General features: G+C 72.1%; 15 protein-coding genes. 12 read left to right on the forward strand and 3 right to left on the reverse strand.

Annotated features, from left to right (window positions below; all coding sequences use genetic code 11):
• Positions 1-100: 100 nt before the first annotated feature.
• Positions 101-1,159, forward strand: coding sequence for an NAD-dependent epimerase/dehydratase family protein (locus tag ACWD5F_RS12755; protein WP_451253728.1), 1,059 nt, complete (start codon positions 101-103; stop codon positions 1,157-1,159).
• On the opposite strand, the gene ACWD5F_RS12760 is transcribed toward ACWD5F_RS12755, so the two are convergent.
• Positions 1,156-2,403: a PucR family transcriptional regulator gene (locus tag ACWD5F_RS12760; protein ID WP_451253730.1), complete on the reverse strand. Its 1,248-nt coding sequence runs from the start codon at positions 2,401-2,403 to the stop codon at positions 1,156-1,158. The genes ACWD5F_RS12755 and ACWD5F_RS12760 overlap by 4 nt on opposite strands.
• Before the next feature lie 3 nt (positions 2,404-2,406).
• Positions 2,407-2,559, reverse strand: coding sequence for a hypothetical protein (locus ACWD5F_RS12765; RefSeq protein ID WP_165951142.1), 153 nt, complete (start codon positions 2,557-2,559; stop codon positions 2,407-2,409).
• A 164-nt stretch (positions 2,560-2,723) separates the two neighbouring features.
• Between ACWD5F_RS12765 and ACWD5F_RS12770 the strand changes: the two genes are divergently transcribed.
• From ACWD5F_RS12770 to ACWD5F_RS12815, 10 genes are all read left to right on the forward strand, one after another.
• Entirely contained in the window at positions 2,724-3,701 is a 978-nt protein-coding gene (locus ACWD5F_RS12770; protein WP_401727813.1) for a DUF3068 domain-containing protein, read from the forward strand.
• Positions 3,702-3,955: 254 nt separating this feature from the next.
• Entirely contained in the window at positions 3,956-5,125 is a 1,170-nt protein-coding gene (locus tag ACWD5F_RS12775) for a glycosyltransferase family 4 protein (protein WP_451253731.1), read from the forward strand.
• A gap of 59 nt (positions 5,126-5,184) precedes the next feature.
• Positions 5,185-5,925, forward strand: coding sequence for a class I SAM-dependent methyltransferase (locus tag ACWD5F_RS12780; RefSeq protein WP_451253733.1), 741 nt, complete (start codon positions 5,185-5,187; stop codon positions 5,923-5,925).
• Complete coding sequence (locus ACWD5F_RS12785; RefSeq protein ID WP_451253735.1) at positions 5,922-10,661, forward strand: alpha-(1->3)-arabinofuranosyltransferase domain-containing protein; 4,740 nt, start codon at positions 5,922-5,924, stop codon at positions 10,659-10,661. The genes ACWD5F_RS12780 and ACWD5F_RS12785 overlap by 4 nt, the downstream gene beginning before the upstream one ends.
• Positions 10,658-12,091: a condensation protein gene (locus ACWD5F_RS12790; protein WP_451253737.1), complete on the forward strand. Its 1,434-nt coding sequence runs from the start codon at positions 10,658-10,660 to the stop codon at positions 12,089-12,091. The genes ACWD5F_RS12785 and ACWD5F_RS12790 overlap by 4 nt, the downstream gene beginning before the upstream one ends.
• A complete protein-coding gene (locus ACWD5F_RS12795; RefSeq protein WP_401727818.1) occupies positions 12,088-12,822 on the forward strand; it encodes a class I SAM-dependent methyltransferase in 735 nt (244 codons plus the stop codon). The genes ACWD5F_RS12790 and ACWD5F_RS12795 overlap by 4 nt, the downstream gene beginning before the upstream one ends.
• 25 nt (positions 12,823-12,847) lie before the next feature.
• Entirely contained in the window at positions 12,848-13,762 is a 915-nt protein-coding gene (locus ACWD5F_RS12800; RefSeq protein ID WP_451254122.1) for a hypothetical protein, read from the forward strand.
• On the forward strand, positions 13,759-13,968 hold the full coding sequence (locus tag ACWD5F_RS12805) for a Trm112 family protein (RefSeq protein WP_123999662.1): 210 nt from the start codon (positions 13,759-13,761) through the stop codon (positions 13,966-13,968). The genes ACWD5F_RS12800 and ACWD5F_RS12805 overlap by 4 nt, the downstream gene beginning before the upstream one ends.
• 44 nt (positions 13,969-14,012) lie before the next feature.
• Positions 14,013-14,864: an FkbM family methyltransferase gene (locus ACWD5F_RS12810; protein ID WP_451253739.1), complete on the forward strand. Its 852-nt coding sequence runs from the start codon at positions 14,013-14,015 to the stop codon at positions 14,862-14,864.
• Positions 14,830-15,480: a hypothetical protein gene (locus ACWD5F_RS12815; RefSeq protein WP_451253741.1), complete on the forward strand. Its 651-nt coding sequence runs from the start codon at positions 14,830-14,832 to the stop codon at positions 15,478-15,480. The genes ACWD5F_RS12810 and ACWD5F_RS12815 overlap by 35 nt, the downstream gene beginning before the upstream one ends.
• On the opposite strand, the gene ACWD5F_RS12820 is transcribed toward ACWD5F_RS12815, so the two are convergent.
• Positions 15,446-16,318 carry an ATP-grasp domain-containing protein gene (locus ACWD5F_RS12820; protein ID WP_451253743.1) on the reverse strand — a complete coding sequence of 291 codons (873 nt, stop codon included), beginning with the start codon at positions 16,316-16,318 and terminating at the stop codon, positions 15,446-15,448. The genes ACWD5F_RS12815 and ACWD5F_RS12820 overlap by 35 nt on opposite strands.
• Positions 16,319-16,476: 158 nt before the next feature.
• Here ACWD5F_RS12820 and ACWD5F_RS12825 point away from each other — a divergent pair, with 158 nt between their 5' ends.
• Entirely contained in the window at positions 16,477-17,538 is a 1,062-nt protein-coding gene (locus tag ACWD5F_RS12825; RefSeq protein WP_451254124.1) for a MerR family transcriptional regulator, read from the forward strand.
• Positions 17,539-17,568: the final 30 nt, after the last annotated feature.

Below are 17,568 nucleotides of genomic sequence, written 5' to 3' on the forward strand. Positions count from 1 at the left end.
CGATCCGCTGCTGATCCGCCGCCGATCCGAGCGTCGATCCGAGCGTCGAGCGATACCGTCCCTCTGACCGATCGGACGAGATCGACGCGCGAGGAGCGGCATGAGCGAGGGCTCGGGTGCGGAACCCGTCCTGGTGACCGGTGGCAGTGGGTTCGTCGGGAGTCATCTGGTCGCGCGATTGCTCGAGCGTGGGTATCGGGTGCGGGCCACCGTGCGGAGTGCGGGGAATTCCGCGAAGGTGGCTCCCCTCCGCGCGATGCAGAAGCAGCATCCGGACCAACTCGACCTCTTCGAAGCCGACTTGCTCGTCGACGGGGACTTCGACGCGGCGATGGAAGGGTGCGGGGTCGTGTTCCATGTGGCCTCGCCCTTCCTCATGCCGGAGAAGATCAAGGACGGGCAGCGGGACGTGGTCGAGCCCGCGCTCGTCGGGACGCGGAACGTGCTGGGGAGCGTGGAGCGGACGCCCAGCGTGCGGAGGGTGGTGTTCACCTCCACCGTGGGGGCCGTCTTCGGGGACTACGTCGACGTGCTGGAGATGGACGGGGGCGTGCTCAGCGAGAAGTACTTCAACACCACCAGCACCGTGGAGAACAACCCGTATCACTACGCCAAGACCGTTGCCGAGCAGGCCGCTTGGGAGGCCGCGGAGGGGCAGACGCGGTGGCGGCTCGTCTCCGTCAACCTGGGGCTCGTGCTCGGGCCGTCCCTCACCCCCGCCTCCGAGTCCGGCAGCCTCTTCCTGCTCGACGAGCTCTTCAAGGGCTATTTCTTCTACGGCGCCCCCGACTTCAGTTTCACGACCGTCGACGTCCGTGATGTCGCCGACGCCCACATCGCCGCCGCCGAGAACGCGGACGCGCACGGTCGGTACGTCGTCGCCGCCGAACGGATGGCCTCCTTCCACGACATGGCCCGGGTGCTGCGTGGGCGGTATCCGAAGAATCTGCGACTGCCCCGAACCCGACTGCCCCACTGGCCCGTTCGCATCCTCGGCCCCGCCTTCGGCCTGACCCAGGACTACATCCGCAAGCATCTCGGCATACGGTTCGAGGTCGACAACGGGCGTGGGGTACGGGAGTTGGGCATCAGCTATCGCCCCATCGAGGAGACGGTGCTCGATCACTACGAGGCCTGGCAGCGGCAGCGGGCTCGCTAGGGCGCCCTCCTCGCCTCCCCCAGCGTTCCCCTCAATCTCTGTGCTCGTAGCACCAGTTCGAGTTCGAAGCGGCGGTCCGGGTCGTCTATCTCGTCGCCCCAGAGTTCGCGGATCTGGCGGAGGCGGTAGCGGACGGTCTGGGGGTGGACGCCGAGGCGGGCGGCGACCTCCGGGGCGCCGCCTCTTGTCTCCAGCCAGGCAAGGAGCGTCTCCGCCAGGCGGCGGCCGTGGGTCGGGCCGCTGTGGGCGAGGGGGGCCAGGCAGCGTAAGGCCAAGTCGTCTATCAGTTCCTCGGGTTGGAGGAGGATCAGCGCCTCGGTGTGCTCGGTGCAGTGCAGGACGTCTCCGGCGGGCAGCAGGCCCCGCTCCACCAGCCGTACCGCCGCCTCCGCCCAGTGCAGCGACTTCGCCGCGTCGGCGAGTGGGACCGGTGGGCCTATCGCGCCCGACCAGCCGGTGAGGGCGCGGTGGAGGAGTTCGGGGCGGCCGGCGGCGTCCGGTTCGGGGACGACCATGCGGGGTTGCTCGTACTCCATGTCCAGGAGGACCCCCTCGCTCACGGCCGGGGCCACTGCCTCCCTTGCCGGGCGCAGCAGTACGCCCACCGCGACCTTCCTCGGCAGCGGCCAGCCGACCCGCGCGGCCCGTTCGGTGAGCGCCTCCGCCGGGTCACCGCCCCGGTGGTGCTCGGCCAACAGCAGTTCCATCAGGCGGCGTTGGAGGCGCAGACGTTCGCCGGCCTGACGTGCCGCCGCCTCCGCGTAGCCGCGTACCGACTGGTCGACCAGGCCGTCCAGGTACTCGTAGCCCGCGTCGACGAGTTCGTACATCGCCGGCGGCGGGATCTCCACGCGCTGGCCGATCTCGGCGAAACGGCGCCAGGCGAGCCGTACGCCCATGCGGTAGATCGCCTGGAGGGAGTCGAGGGAGCGGCCGTGCAGGCCCTCGCCGCGGCCGAACTCCTGGAAGACGCCCGGCGGTACGGTCGGGCGGCCCTCGGAGGTCTCCAGATGCTGGACGAAGACCTCGATGGCGCGACGGATGCCGACCATCGCCATCGGCTCGCCCGACTCGTCCAGGACGAACGGGAGATGGGGGTACTCGCGGCGGATCTCCCGCAGGATCTCCTCGGCGAGCGCGGGCGCCTCCGCCATGGCCAGCGCGGCGAACTCGCGGACCTGGAGGCGGGGCACGTCGTGCCAGGCCGAGAGCGTGGCGGTGGCGGGTGATCGAGCCGGCGTCACCCGTCAACTCCCCTGTCCGGCTTGCTCGTACGTGATCAACGGCGTGTTGGGCTGGTCCGGGGTCGCGTCGAGCAGCGCGACGATACCGAGCGCGGCGCCCACCGCGAGAACGGCGGCGGCCACGACGGTGAGTGCGGCGGCGAGCAGTCTGGACATCGCAGGGTCAGCCTCTCTGTCGGGAGGTCGTCCCCACCCCGCTGTCCCCACCCCTGCCCGTCGGCCCAGTGTCGACAAGCATTGACACCCCGTCAAGAGGCGCCTACGGTCCCGGGCCCATGGAACGGCCCGACTCCGTCATCCCTCCCCCCTGGAGTGCCCGGATGCGCCGTACAGCCTCACCAACCTCCTTGATACTCCTCGGTCTCGGCGTGTTTCTGCTGGTCCTGGCGCCGATGCTGGCGTGGTACGTGCAGCCGCGGGCCGCCGTGAACCCGATCGACATCGACACCACCGCCGTCTACCAGGGCACCGGTGCCTACTTCGACACCGACGAGCTGAAGACCGTCACCGACAAGCGCATCACCGTCACCCAGCAGGTCCGCGGCAACGTCGAGGACAGCGAGAAGAGCGGCGACGCGGTGTGGGACGTGACGACCACGGTCGACACGGACAAGTCGCTGCCGGCCGCCGATCCGCACGACGCGCTGGAGTTCTTCCTCAACCGCTGGGTCACCGACCGCAAGACCAACAAGCCGGTGCACTGCTGCGAGGAGAACCCGTACTTCGAGGGCGACGCCTACCTCAAGTTCCCCTTCGACGTGCACAAACGCTCCTACCAGTGGTGGGACAACTCGCTCGGCGACGTGATCACGCTGCACTACGCCGGCAAGCAGAAGGTCCAGGGCTACACCGGCCTCGCCTTCACCGGCACGGTCCCGCCGACGAAGATCGGCACCCGGCTGGTGCCGGGCAGCCTCGTCGACCAGCCGAACCAGCCCCAGGTGCTGGCCGAGGAGTGGTACTCCAACCACGGCGTCCGGCTCGTCGTCGACCAGCGCACCGGCCGCGTGATCTACGCCCAGGTCGGCCCGCGACGTACATTGCGCGCGCCGGGGCACTCGTACGACGCGGTGCTCCTCCTGGACGCCGAGAAACTGGTCTTCACGACCGCCACGCAGAAGTCCCAGGTGAAGTTGGCCAAAAAGGAGAGTGGTCAACTGCGCATGGTGGGGCAGACGTTGCCGATAGGAGCCGCTGTGGCCGGGTTCGTCCTGGCCGTAGTAGGGGGCGTTTTGGTGGTACGAGGGCGAAGGCGCCCCGGATCCCCCGATTCGTCCGGGACTGGGCTCACGATGTGACATGACGTCAGTTCTAATAAAGCCCGAAATTGTCATCTCGGTGAGTAGCCGTGGCGGACGGCGGGGCGAAAACTGTCCAACCCCACCCCCGCACAACCCGTCCACACCCCCCTCCTGAGAAGGGCTCAGTTCCCCCACAGCAACAGCACAGAAGTAGCCACGAAGTCGGCGCGGCAGCGCGGCGGTTCAGGTCGCCACGAGGTCGCCGAGACCTCGCCACTGAGTTCCGCACCCTGAGACGAGTTGGAGCACCCATGCCCCAGCACGTGCCTTCCTCGCTGCGTGCCGTGCCACCCCGGGCGGCGCCGCAGCACCCTTCGGCGCCTCCCCCACAACCGCGCCGAATCGTTTTCCTCGCCCACCGGGATCTGGACAACCCGGCGGCCGGCGGCTCCGAGCTGCTGGTCGACCGGCTCGCCGACGGACTGACCGGACTCGGCCATCAGGTGACGCTGCTGTGCGGCGGACCCGCGGCCTTCCGGGACTACCGCGTCGTGTCGGCGGGCGGTTCGTTCGACCACTACCTGCGCGCCCGCTCCGCCTTCGCCCGCCGGATCGGCGACTGCGACCTGCTGGTCGAGGTCTGCAACGGCATGCCGTACTTCGCGCCGGTCTGGCACCGCGGGCCCACGCTGTGCCTGGTCAACCACGTCCACTCCGACCTGTGGGCGATGCGGTTCGGCGGGCCGTTGACGCCGGCCGCAAGGCTCGGACGAAGACTTGAGCAGTGGGCGCTGACCGGCGCGAGCGGCTCCGCCGGTTCGCGGCGTGGGCTTCTGGTCGCGGTCTCGCCCTCCACCGCGCATGCGCTCCGCGGGATCGGCGTGGAGCGGGACCGGATCAGAGTCGTGCACAACGGAGTCGAGGAGCCGGGGCCCCGTGGTGATCGGTCGGCCGAGCCGTTGTTCGTGGCGGTGGGTCGGTTGGTCGAGTACAAGCGGATCGATCTGCTGCTGCGGCTGTGGGAACGGGTGCGGCCCGTGACCGGCGGGCGGCTGGTGATCGTCGGGGACGGGCCCGAGAGGGAGCGGCTCGAGCAACTCGCCGGTCCTGGGGTCGAGTTCGCCGGGCATGTGTCCGAGGAAGAGAAGCATCGGCTGTTGTGCGCGGCTTGGCTGTTGTTGCATCCGTCCGCCGTGGAGGGATGGGGGCTGGTCGTCACGGAGGCCGCCGCCCGGGAGACGCCGACCATCGCGTTCGACGTGCCCGGCTTGCGGGATTCTGTCGTGGACGGGGAGACGGGTGTGCTTGCGCACGGGGAGTCTTCCTTCGCTGCGGCCTGGTGCACGCTTGCCCTCTCGGGGGAGCGGCGGGAGTTGATGGGGAAGGTCGCTCGGGAGCGGGCTGCTCGTTTTCGGTGGGACCGTACGGTGAGACAGTTCCGGGCGGTTGCCGCGGAGGCGGTGGCGGGCTGGGGGTCGTGATGCGGCCTGGGGTGCGTCGTGGCTGGTCGCGCAGTTCCCCGCGCCCCTCAAAGGGCGATATGCGCAACCGGCACTTCAAAGATCCGTCGGTTCGACGCTCCGTCTCTCTCTTCCTTGCCTTCCGGCACGAACAAGACGACCCGGAGACCTGCTACTCCCTCCTCGCTCGTGACGCCGTTGATCAAGTCGAGGCCTATGACGGAGCCGTCTCCGGGCGGACCGTCGTCGATGTCGGCGGTGGGAGTGGGTACTTCACCTCGGAGTTCCGGCGGCGCGGAGCGCACGCGTACCTCTTCGAGCCCGATGCGGCGGAGTTGGGTGGGAAGCCTCCCGACTCCTCCGTCATCGCCGACGGGTATCTGCTGCCGTTGTCCGACGGGGTCGCCGACGTGACCTTCTCGTCCAACGTGTTGGAGCACGTGGCCGATCCGCAGACGTTTCTGAGTGAGCTGGCCCGGGTGACGCGGCCCGGTGGGCTGATCTATGTGTCGTTCACCAACTGGCTGTCCCCGTGGGGCGGTCACGAGTGGGCGCCGTGGCACTACTTCGGTGCCGAACGGGCCCGCGCGCGCTACCGGCGGCGTACCGGAAAGCCGGCCAAGCACACCCTCGGCGAGAACCTGTTCGCCGTGCACATCGGCGCCACCCTGCGGCAGGTGCGCGCGCGTGACGACGTCACGGTCGTCTCGGCGCGCTCCCGCTACTGGCCGTTCCTCGCCGAGACCGTCGTGAAGGCGCCCGGCATAAGGGAGTTGGCCACCTGGAACCTCCTCCTCATACTCCGGCGGTGTCCCCCATGACGACCACGGTCCAGGCTCCTCCTCCGGCAACCGTCCCCACCGCGCGGGCCACTTCGGGTCCGCCGGAGGGGCCGCGGTCGCGGCGCTTGCTGGTCGGGTTCTGGGCCGTGGCGTTCCTGCTGTTCCTGGTGGTGCATCCGGGGCGGCAGACCTTCGACACCAAGCTGGGTGTGACGGTCGATCCCGGTGCCTTCTTCTCCGACCTCGGGCAGTTGTGGCACGACCAGGGGTCGTTCGGCGGGATCCAGGACCAGTACGCCGGGTATCTGTGGCCGATGCTGCCGTTCTACTGGCTGGCCCATGCCGTGCAGCTGCCGGTGTGGCTGGCCGAGCGGCTGTGGCTGTCGTTGATCGTGTCCGTCGCCTTCTGGGGTGCGCTGCGACTGGCCGAGCGGCTGCGGATCGGGACCGGCGGGTCGCGGCTGCTGGCGGGGGTGGCGTACGCGCTGTGGCCCGTCTTCACCATTGTTGTCGGCTCCACGTCGGCTGCCGCGCTGCCCGGCGCGTTTCTGCCGTGGGTGCTGCTGCCGTTGACCGACGAGCGGTACACTGCCCGGATCGCGGCCCTGCGTTCGGCGTTGATCGTGCCGTTCATGGGCGGGGTCAACGGTGCTTCCACGCTGGCCTCGTTGCTGCCGGTCGGGCTGTATCTGCTGTCCCGGCCGCCCGGACCACGGCAGCGCAAGCTGATCGCGTGGTGGGTGCCGGGGGTGATCGTGGCGACCGCCTGGTGGTGGATCCCGCTGCTCATGCTCGGCGTCTACGGCGAGAACTTCCTTCCGTACGTGGAGACTTCACAGACCACGACGGCCACCATGTCGGCGACCGAGGCGCTTCGCGGGGGCGGTGACTGGGTCGCGTATCTGCACTTCGGGGAGGCGTGGCTGCCGGCCGGGTGGGTCGTGGCGTCCTCGGTGATCGTGATCGTCTGCTCCGCGCTCGCGGCCGGGCTGGGTCTTGCCGGGCTGGCGAGACGGGACATGCCGGAGCGGCGGTGGCTGGTGCTGACCGTGGTGACGGTCTCGCTGCTGCTGCTCGCCGGGTACGGCGGTGCGTTCGGGGCGCCCTTCCACGGGGTGGTGCAGGACTGGCTGAACGGGTGGCTGGTGCCGTTCCGCAACATCTACAAGTTCCAGACGGGCCTTGCGCTGGCGCTGGTGCTCGGGATCGCCCATCTGGTGGGCGTGGCCGCCGAGCCGCGTGGAGCACGGCCGGTGCGCGGGCGCCGGTTCGCGCCGCTGATCGCGGCTGTGCTGATCCTGCCGGGGCTGATGTGGCCGTACCTCAACGGGTCGATCCTCAACCCCGGTTCCTTCCAGGAGCTGCCCAAGTACTGGTCGACCACGGCCGACTGGCTGGAGAAGTACTCCCCCGACTCCCGCGCCCTGGTCGTCCCCGCCACCGCGCACGGCCTCTACACCTGGGGCTCCCCCATCGACCAGCCCCTCGACGTGCTCGCCAAGTCCCGCTGGGCACAACGCGATTACGTCCCCTTCGGCACCCCGGGCAACCGGCGCGCGATGGACGCCGTCGAGAGCGCGCTGACCTCCGGGAGTGAAGTACCGGGCCTGGCCGACTACTTGAGCCGGGCCGGAGTCTTCTACGTCGTCGTCCGCAACGACCTCGACCAGAACCAGGTCGGCTCGGTGCCGACCACCACCGTCAAGCGCACCCTGGAGCAGTCCGGGTACCAGCGGGTGACCGGGTTCGGGCCGGTCATGACGGGCGGGACCATCGCCCACGACTCCCCGCTCCAGGTGGAGGGGCTGTACCCGCGGCAACGGGCCGTGGAGATCTACGAACCCGCCGACCAGGACGTGCCCAGGCCCGGGCAGGCGCACCTCCTCCCGGTCGCCGACACCGCCGTCGTCTCCGGTGGCCCCGAGTCCCTGCTGCCGCTGGCATCCGACCTCCGCGGCCGAGCCACGGTCCTGACCGGCGACAACCACCCCGGTCTCGGCACCCCCGCGCTCCAGGTGACCGGCGACGGACTGCGCCGCGCGGACACCCGGTTCGGCCTGGTCAGCGCCAACACCTCGTACACATACACGAGTTCGGAACGGAACCCCTCGGACGCCGTGCAGGACGCGGGTGAGAAACCGCACCAGATCCTGCCGACCAAGGGCCTCGACCACCAGACCGTGGCGCAACTGCGCGGCGCCCGCTCGGTGTCGGCGTCCTCCTACGGCAACTGGCTGTTCTCGCTGCCGCAGTACGACCCGGTGAACGCCTTCGACGGCAACCCGGACACCGCGTGGGCCGAGGGCGCGCCCGGCTCGGCGGACGGACAGTGGCTGCGGATCGGCTTCACCGGCTCGTACGACATGCCGTCCTCCTTCAAGGTCACGCCGTTGCCGCAGGAGAGCGTGCGCTCGGCGGCGACGAAGGTGCGGGTGGAGACGGAGAAGGGGTCGAGGACCAGCTTCCTCAAGCCGAACGGCACCACGCAGAGCATCAAGGCGCCCGCGGGCGAGACGAGTTGGATGAAGCTGACGATCGTCGACTCGGTGGCGCGGCACACGGGTCTCACCGGCGCCGGGTTCTCCGAGATCGCCCTGCCGGACGTCCAGGTGACCCGGCTGCTGCGGCTGCCGACCGACGCGGACTCCTCCGACGCCGCCGCCTCGCTGATCTCCCTGCACCGCACGCCCGACCCCACCGGCCTCTCCGCCACCGGCACCGAGGCCGGCCTGCACCGGACCTTCTCGACCGGCTCGGCGGGGACGTACGAGGTGAAGGCGGGCGCGGTGCCGGTGAGCGGCGAGGCGCTCGACAAGCTGCTGTACCAGGTCGCGCCGGACCAGCAGAACCGGATCGTCGCCACCGCCGACTCCACGGCGGACCTCGGCGCGGGTCTGTCGGCGCGCAACCTCACCGACGGTGACCTGACGACGGCGTGGATCGCGGGCGACCGGCCGACGATCCACCTGAGCTGGAGCGGCAAACAAGCGGTGGGGGAGGTCGTGCTGGCGCCCGCCGGCGGGCTGTCCACCCGCGCCACGCAGGTGGACATCAGCTCCCCTGACGGTTCCACGATCGCCGGTGTCGACGAGAACGGCGTGGCCCGCTTCGACCCGATCACCACCGACCGGCTCGACATCACGATCACCCAGACCGCCCCGCTGACCCTGCACAACCCGGTCGCCGACGAGGACTTGAAGCTGCCGGTGGGCCTGACGGAGGCGTACATCCCGGCCCTCGACCAGTACCGCACCAAACAGCCCAGCCCCGCGCGGTCGTTCGAGCTGCCGTGCGGTCAGGGTCCGGTGGTGTCGGTGGACGGCGAGCTGTACCAGACCGCCGTGCAGGGCACCGTGCGGGACCTGACCGAACGCCGGCAGGTCGAGGTGACGCTGTGCCAGGAAGGGCGCGAGGACGCCGAGTTGGAGCTGCCCTCCGGCTCGCACCGGGTCGAGGGAGGCGACAGCGGCCCCCTCGCCCTGACCGACGTGACCCTCACCCGCGGGACGGTCACCGAACCCACCGCCGAGGCACGGGAGTTGACGATCCGGGACTGGCTGGGCGACCGCCGCGAGGTGACGGTCGGCTCGGGCGCGGCCACCTATCTGACGACGTACGAGAACTTCAACGACGGCTGGAAGGCCACGCTCGGCGGCAAGGAGCTGACCCCGGTCCGGCTCGACGGATGGCAGCAGGGCTGGCGGGTCCCGGCCGGTGCCGGCGGCGCGGTGAAGCTGTCGTACGAGCCCGCGACGACGTACGAGGGCGGGCTGATCGGCGGTGCGGTCGGGCTCGCGGTCCTGATCGGCCTGGTCGTCTGGCGCCGCCGCACGCCGAACCCCGACGAGCCCCAACCGACCCCGCCGAACCCCGGGTTGTGGCTCGGCACGGTGGCGCTCACGCTGGTCGGCATCGTGATCGCCGGCTGGTTCGCCCTGCTGGTCCCGGCGCTGGCGCTGCTCGCGTACCGACGCCACCAGCTCCTCGTACCGATCGCCTTCGCGGCCCTGGCGGGAGCGGGCATCGCCGCCGCCACGGGGGCCGGGGAGCCGGTGGGCGCGGGCGAGGGGGCGTTCGGGCACACGGCTCAACTGCTGGCGCTGATCGGCTTGTTCGCGGGGTTGGTGAGCGTGCGGGAGCCGTACGGCGGCTACGCGGGTGACCCTGCGCGGGGCCGTCCCTACGGATCCGGATCCGGGTCCGGGGCCAGGTCCGGTGATACGGCGGTGCTGCCGCCGACTCCCGCGAGCGGGCCGCCGCCGGGCTTCGAGACACCCCCGACCCGACCGCTGCCGCAACGGCACCCGGGCGAGAGCGGGCCGCCGACCAGGAACGGAACGGCGGGCAGAAGCAGGACGGCGACCGAGAGGGGAACGGCGGTCCCGGGTGACCCGGCGACCAGGGGCGAGCCGACGCCCGAAGGCGGGCGGGCGGCCGAAGGCGGGCAGGCGGCCGAAGGCGAGCGAGCGGCCGAGCGCGAGCCGTCGGCCGAGGGCAAGCCCGCGGCACCCGTTCCCGTCCCCCGCCCCGACGCCGGACGGCCCATCACCGCGCGCGGTCCCGGCGGGCCCGACCCCGACCCACCGACCGCGCGGATCCCGCTCGGCAAACCCGGGCCCCGGCCCACCCCGCCCGAGGAGACCGGAGAACCGGAAGCGACCGGACACACCGGAGACGCCGCAGACCCCCCGGACCCCCGGCGGACCGACGACGCCCCCGCCGCGCCGACCGATCGTCCGCCGGAGGACCGTAGGGGAAAGGGTGAAGGCACATGACCGCACTCGATCACCCGGCCCGCGCCGACGGCCCGGCGCAGCCGTCCGCCCGGATCCCCTTCCCGCTCGTCGACGAAGTCTCCCGGCACTGTGTGCAGGAGGAGGAGCCGGAGACGGTGCACATCGAGGTGCATCTGCCGGGGCCGCTCGACCGGGACCGGCTGACCGCGGCCTTCGTGGAGGCGTTGCGTCGGCATCCTCGGGTGCTCATGCGTGAGGCGCCCGGTCCCTGGTACCGGCGGCGTTACGAGTGGGAGTTGACGGCGGAGCCGGACGTCGAGGTGGTGAGCTTCCCGCCGGCCGGGCCGAACGCGTTGCGGGACGCCAGGACGCGTGCGCTGACGTCGGCTCCGTCGCTGTCGCTGTCGCCGCCGGTCCGGCTGGAGGTGGTGGCGGACGCGGGGCGGGCCGAGGGGAGCGAGGCGACGGACGCGGTCGGGCTGGCGGCACACCGGCGGACCCGCGCCCCGCGAACCGGCGGAGCCAAAGGCACCGTTCTCTTCCTCACCATCAACCACACCGCCCTCGACGGACCCGCCTGCCTCCGAGTCCTCGCCACAGCCGCGGAGTTGTACGGCGGCCGGGACAACTCCCCCGCCGCACCCCCGGTCCGCCCGCCCGAACCACCGCAGCCGCCCGCCGACACCCCCTCCAACTGGTCCCCGCCCGCCCGGGTCGCCCCCGGCACCCCGGAGCCCTCCCCCGGCAACGGCCTGCTCGTCACCGAACTCCCGCTGCCGCACCGCCCCAAGGGCTCCCCCTACACCGTGAACGACCAGCTGATGGTCACCACGGCCCTGACGATCACCCACTGGAACAGGGAACACGGAGCCCGGCCCCGGCCGCTTCGCATCACCATGCCCGTGGACGACCGCCCCCGGGACTCCTCCATGCCGATCGGCAACGGCACCCGGCTGGTCGAAGTCCCTTTCTCCATAGAGGAGCTGGACGCACACGGCCGCCAAGGGGACTCCGTCGACATGCCGGCCCTGCTGCGCCGCACGGCGGCCCGCACCCGCGCCCTGAAGGCCCTCCCGCGGCCCCAACTCGGGCGCGGAGCAGCCCTCCTGACCGCACCGGTCACCCCGGTGACCTGGCGGGCCGGCGTCACCCGCGGGCTGCGGCGGGCCGCCGCGAGCTGGACCTCGACGACCCTGCTCAGCAACATCGGGCGCATCCCGTACGCGTTGGACTTCGGCGAGGAGGCGGGCCGGGCGCATGCGGTCTGGTTCTCGGCCCCGGCCCGGATGCCGCGCGGTCTCACCGTGACCACCGCCTCCACGGCGGGCCGGCTGCACCTCGCCCTGCGCTGGTCCCGGGCGCTGCTCGGGCACGGCGACGGCGCCCACGTCAGGGACCTGTTCGAGCACTACCTGCACACGACGGAGACAGGGACACAGCCGGAGACAGGGACGGAGACGGGCCCATGACCACCACCGCGGCGCTCCCGCGCGAGCTCCGGGACTTCTACGAGAACCCGTCCGTACCCGTCGCCTCCGGCACTTCGCGCAGTCTGCGCCAGGCCCGCATGCTGGCCGCCGCGCTCGGTCCGGCGGGCCACGGTCCGTGCACCGTCCTCGACATCGGCTGCGGTGACGGCACCGCCGCGGCCACCGCCGCCCCGCTGCTCGCCGGGCACCGGCTGATCGGCGTGGACTGGTCGCAGGACGCGCTGCGGCGGGCCCGCACCCGGCTGCCGGACGCCGTGCGCGGTGAACTCACCGGCGGCGGGCTGCCGTTCGGGGCCGGAGCGGCCGACGCCGTGCTGTTCAGCGAGGTCGTCGAGCATCTCGTCGACCCGGACGCGGCCCTCGACGAGATCCGCCGCGTACTGCGCCCCGGGGGTCATCTGATGCTGTCCACGCCGAACCTGGCCGCCTGGTACAACCGCGGTCTGCTGCTGGCGGGGGTGCAGCCGGTCTTCTCCGAGGTCAGTCTGCGGGCGATCCACGGACGGCCGGGGTCGGAGGTGGTCGGGCATCTGCGGCTCTACACCGCCCGTGCGCTCAGCGAGTTCGTCGCCGCGTCCGGCTTCACGGTCGTGGCGGTGAAGGGCGCCCCCTTCCACGGCGTACCGCGGGCGCTGCGTCCGCTCGACCGGCTCGCCTGCGCCAGACCGTCCCTCGCCTCGATCCTTCTGCTGCACGCGCGCAAGACGTAAGGGGGCGTGGCCCATGTGGGTGGGAGTGGCCGCGGCCCTGCTGGCGAACCTTCTCTACAGTCTCGGATTCGTCCTGGAGAAGCGGGCGTTGTCCAGCCTGCCGGAGGTGACGATCCGTCAACCCGCGCGACTGCTGCGGCTGGTGATCGGCAGCCCGCTGTGGATCGGCGGCTCGCTCACGCTGGCCGCCGGCTTCGGCGCGCAGCTCGTCGTCTACCGGACGCTGCCGATCGCCGCCGCGCAGGGCATCTTCGTCTCCGGCCTGGTGCTCCTCGTGCTGCTGTCGGCCCGGCTGCTGGGCGAGGAGACGACCGGTCGCGAACGGTACGCGCTGGGCGCGATCCTGGCCGCGCTGCTCATGGTCGTGCTGTCGCTGAAGGAGTCCGGGGGCGGCGCGGACACCGTCAGCCGCAGTGCGCCGTATCAACTGATCCTGCTGGTGTGCGTGCCGTCGCTCGCCGGGGGCGTGTGGCTGTACGGGGCCGCCGAGCGCCGGGCCCGGCACCGGCACCGCGCGCCGACCACGGGCGTGGAGTACGGCGTCGCGGTGGGCCTGCTGTACGGGGTCAGCTCGCTGGCGATCAAGGGGGTGTCGAGCTACCTGACGACCAGTGGACTCGGTGGTGCGGTCGTCGACCTGCTGCGCTCCCCGTACCCGTATCTCCTGCTGTGCACCGGCGTGTTCGGCCTGGTCATGTCGCAGGCGGCGCTGCAGCGCTGCCGGGCCTCGCTGATCGTGCCGGTGTGCACGACGGTGACCTGTCTGTACACGGCGGTGCTCGGCACGCTCTCGTTCGGCGAGGCGCTGCCGCACGAACCGGTGCGGCTCGCCCTGCGGATCGGCGGCACCGCCCTGGCCGTGTCCGTGCTGCTGGCCATGCCCAGGCACGATCCCGCACCCCAACCCCCCATCGGTGCAAAGGAGTTGACGCCCCCATGAACCCCGACGACCCACTGCTGCGGATCCTGGCGTGCCCGCTCGACAAGGGCCCGCTGCATCTCGTCGCCGACGGCGAGATCCTCTACAACCCACGCCTGCACCGCCGTTACCCGATCGTCGACGGCATCCCGCAGCTGCTGCCCTCCTCCGGCGAGCAGGTGTCGGACGACGAGCACGAGGCCCTGCTGAAGCGGATGGTCCCGTGAGACCTGAATCGGAGGGTCCAGTGAGTCATGAATCGGAGAGTCCCGTGCGCGCGCCCGCCGCCGCTCCCGTGCCCGCCCCCACCCTCGCCGCCCGCCTCGCCCGGCTGCTGCCCACCCGCCTGGTCGCGGCCGCCGCCCGGGCGGTGTACCCGCGCTTCGAGCCCGAACTGGCCCGGCTCGGGGACCTGTGCCCGGCCGGCTGCGGGACCGCGGTCGACGTCGGCGGCTGGTACGGCCCGTGGACGCGGCGGCTGTCGCGGCGGGCGCACCGGGTGGTGACCGTCGAGCCGGTACCGCACCTGGCGCGGCTGCTGACCGCCTGGGTCCCGGCGAACGTACGGGTCGTACAGGCCGCCGCCGCGGACCGGCCCGGCACGGCCCGGCTGTGGTTCCCGGCGCTCGACGACGGCGACCGGGGGGTGTCGTCCCTGGTCCGCCGCGACATCCACGCGCACGCCCTGCACGTCAGCTGCGTCACGCTGGACCAACTGCGGCTGCGGGACGTCGGCTTCATCAAGGTCGACGTGGACGGCAGCGAGCTGGCGGTGCTGCGCGGCGCCACCGGGCTGCTCTCCCGCGACCGCCCGGCCCTCTTCGTCGAGCTGGAGTCCCGGATCCAGCCGATCGGGCCGGTCGTCACCTACCTCTCGCTGCTGCGCTACGAGGGCTGGGTGCTGCCCGGCGACACCTGGGTCCCGCTGTCGTCCTTCCCGCTGGAGGAGCACCAGGAAGGCGCCGCGCACGTCGTCCCCCAGGGGCTGCTGGGCCGCGTACTGCCCTTCCGCCGTCACCCGCGGTACGTCAACTCGGTCCTGTTCCTGCCCGACGGCCGCCGTCCGGGCGGATCGGTGATGGGCGACGATGGTGCGCATGCCCTCCGCAAAGCGCCCCGGTAGCTCCACGGGACCGTCCGGCTCCTTCCGCCCCTTCACCCCGCTGGACTTCCAGCTCGTCCTGCTGCGCCGCATGGCCGATCACAACCCGGACCGGGTCGAGGACGCCCGCCGTGAGCTGGGCGCCTCGCTCGCCGACATGCGCGAGGCCAACAAGCGGTGGCAGGCGATGGCCCGCTCCCCACGCGCGCGTGGCGCCGCCTCCCGCTACCGCTCGATCCTCGGCGCCCCCGAGTCGACGATCGAGCGCACGATCGGCGACCTGGACTGCGAGGCCCTGCTCTGGCCGGTCCCCCTCTGGCCCGACCTGCGCTTCGAGGTGCTGCTCGCCCCGAACGGCGCCGTCTGGAACGAGTGGCTGATCCGCGCCCCCGGCGCCGAGCCCCCGCCCTTGCGCACCCTCGACGACCTCACCCCCTGGTCCTGCACGGTCGACGAGGCCGCCCGCGCCTTCGCCCCCGCCCGCCCCCTGGAGGGCAGCGCGCCGACCCGCTGGGGGCTGGCGTTCGCGGCTCCGGACGGAGCGGGTGTGCGGCGGAACGTCGTAGCGGAATTCACCTGGGGGCTGCTCCAGCGGACCGCGGTCAGCGACGGGCCGCCGCCAGGATCGCGTCCCTGACCACCGGCACCGAGTCCGGGTGCAGGAACAGGAAGAAGTTCGGCTCGACCAGCTCCAGCTCCATCACCACCGGCTCCCCGTCGTCCCCGTCGACGAGATCCACGCGCGCGTACAGCAACTCGGGCGACTGCGGTACGGCGGCCAGGGCGCGCTCGGCGACCGCGCGCTCGGCCGGGGTCGCGGTCCACGGCTCCAGGCCCGGGTGGGCGGTCCGCGCGTCGTCGTAGGCCGTGCCCGGGGCCAGGACGGCCCGCTTGCGGCTGGCGTGCAGGAGCGTGCCGCCGATGAACAGCAGGGCCCGCTCGCCGGCCGCGTCGATGCCCCGCATGTACGGCTGCACCATCGCCGTCAGGCCCTCCTCGTGCATGCGCGCGAGGTGCCCCAGCGCCCGGTCGCGGTCCTCCGGCGCGTAGCGCGCGGCGTAGCGGGAGCCCGCGCCGGACGTCGGCTTGACGACGTACTCGTGGTCCTCCGGGAGGTCGGGGGCGTCGCCCGGCGCGAGGTAGCGGGTGGGGATGACGGGCACGCCGGCCGCGGCGAGGTCGCCGACGTACCGCTTGTCGGTGTTCCAGCGGACCACCTCGGCCGGGTTCGCCAGCCGGGTGGCCTTGCCGCAGCGCTCGGCCCAGGCCTGGTACTCGGCGGCCCGCCGGCTGTAGTCCCAGGTGGAGCGGATCACCGCGAGGTCGTAGCCGGCCCAGTCGGCGTCGGCGTCGTCCCAGAACACCGCCTCCGCCTCGGCCCCGGTCTCGCGCAGCGCCGCCAGCAGCACCGGGAGGTCCCGGTCGGGGCTGGGTTCGGGGCTGGGGTCGAAGGTGACGAGGGCGATGCGGGGCACGGTGGCACTCCGTTCCGGTTGCGGGACGCCCCTGGTCCTGTGCGAGGGCGCGTCCGCGCAGGCTAACCGCGGTCCCCGCAACCGCGGCAACCCATTTGACCTTCCCCTTCGGTGAAGCCCCAGCATCGGTGACGGAACCGGAAGAGGTCGAGGTGCGCATGAACGGCACGGACATGCTGACGATCGGGGCCTTCGCGCGGGCGTGCAGGCTGTCGCCGAAGGCGCTGCGGCTCTACGACGAGCTGGAGCTGCTGCGGCCGGCGCGGGTGGACCCCGACACGGGCTACCGCTACTACGCGGTCGCGCAGCTGGAGCGGGCGCGGCTGGTCGCGTGGCTGCGCCGGCTCGGCATGCCGCTGGCGCGGATCCGCGAGGTGTGCGCCCTCGAACCGGCGGCCGCCGCGCGGGAGATCCGCGCGTACTGGGCGGAGATCGAGGCGCAGACGGCGGTACGGCGGGACCTCGCCGCGTTCCTGGTCCACCACCTGTCGGAACAGTCCGCGAGGGACGTCACCGTGAAGGACACCACCATGCTGGAACTCCGTTACTCCGCCCACTCCGACCGCGGCCGGGTCCGCCCCGCCAACCAGGACACCGCGTACGCGGGCACCCGCCTGCTCGCGGTCGCCGACGGGTTCGGCCCGGCGGGCGCCCCCGCGAGCGGCGCGGCCGTGGAGGCGCTGCGCTTCCTGGACACCGAGGAGGTCCCGGCGGGCAATGTGCTCAACCTCCTGGAGGAGGCGGTACGCGGCGCGACCGAGGCGGTCCGTGACGTGGCCGACCCCGACGAGAACGGCACCACCCTGACCGCGATGCTGTGGACGGGCTCGAAGCTGGCCCTGGTCCACATCGGCGACTCCCGCGCGTATCTGTTGCGCGACGGCGGGCTCTTCCGGATCACGCACGACCACTCGGTGGTCCAGTCGCTGATCGACGAGGGCCGGCTGACACCGGAGGAGGCCGGCGCCCATCCGCAACGCGCCCTGCTCCTCAAGGCGTTGACGACCGGCGCCCCCGACCTGAAACTCCACGACGCCCACCGCGGCGACCGCTACCTGCTGTGCTCCGACGGTCTGACCGCGGTCGTCGCCGAGCACCGGATCCGCGAACTCCTCACCGCGCAGGCGGACCCGGAGGAGGCGGTACGGGCCCTGGTCGACGCGGCGAACGAGGCCGGCGGTCCGGACAACATCAGCTGTGTGGTGGCGGACGTGGTGTAGGAACGGGGGTGATGCCCCCGACCGCCCAGG

It is taken from the genome of Streptomyces sp. NPDC002499, from assembly GCF_053595415.1.

Coding starts and splice junctions, on each gene's coding strand:
- ACWD5F_RS12815 (WP_451253741.1), top strand. CDS start 14,830: ATGGTGCGCATGCCCTCCGCAAAGCGCCCCGGTAGCTCCACGGGACCG.
- ACWD5F_RS12790 (WP_451253737.1), top strand. CDS start 10,658: ATGACCGCACTCGATCACCCGGCCCGCGCCGACGGCCCGGCGCAGCCG.
- ACWD5F_RS12775 (WP_451253731.1), top strand. CDS start 3,956: ATGCCCCAGCACGTGCCTTCCTCGCTGCGTGCCGTGCCACCCCGGGCG.
- ACWD5F_RS12795 (WP_401727818.1), top strand. CDS start 12,088: ATGACCACCACCGCGGCGCTCCCGCGCGAGCTCCGGGACTTCTACGAG.
- ACWD5F_RS12780 (WP_451253733.1), top strand. CDS start 5,185: ATGCGCAACCGGCACTTCAAAGATCCGTCGGTTCGACGCTCCGTCTCT.
- ACWD5F_RS12805 (WP_123999662.1), top strand. CDS start 13,759: ATGAACCCCGACGACCCACTGCTGCGGATCCTGGCGTGCCCGCTCGAC.
- ACWD5F_RS12755 (WP_451253728.1), top strand. CDS start 101: ATGAGCGAGGGCTCGGGTGCGGAACCCGTCCTGGTGACCGGTGGCAGT.
- ACWD5F_RS12785 (WP_451253735.1), top strand. CDS start 5,922: ATGACGACCACGGTCCAGGCTCCTCCTCCGGCAACCGTCCCCACCGCG.
- ACWD5F_RS12765 (WP_165951142.1), bottom strand. CDS start 2,559: ATGTCCAGACTGCTCGCCGCCGCACTCACCGTCGTGGCCGCCGCCGTT.
- ACWD5F_RS12825 (WP_451254124.1), top strand. CDS start 16,477: ATGAACGGCACGGACATGCTGACGATCGGGGCCTTCGCGCGGGCGTGC.
- ACWD5F_RS12770 (WP_401727813.1), top strand. CDS start 2,724: ATGCGCCGTACAGCCTCACCAACCTCCTTGATACTCCTCGGTCTCGGC.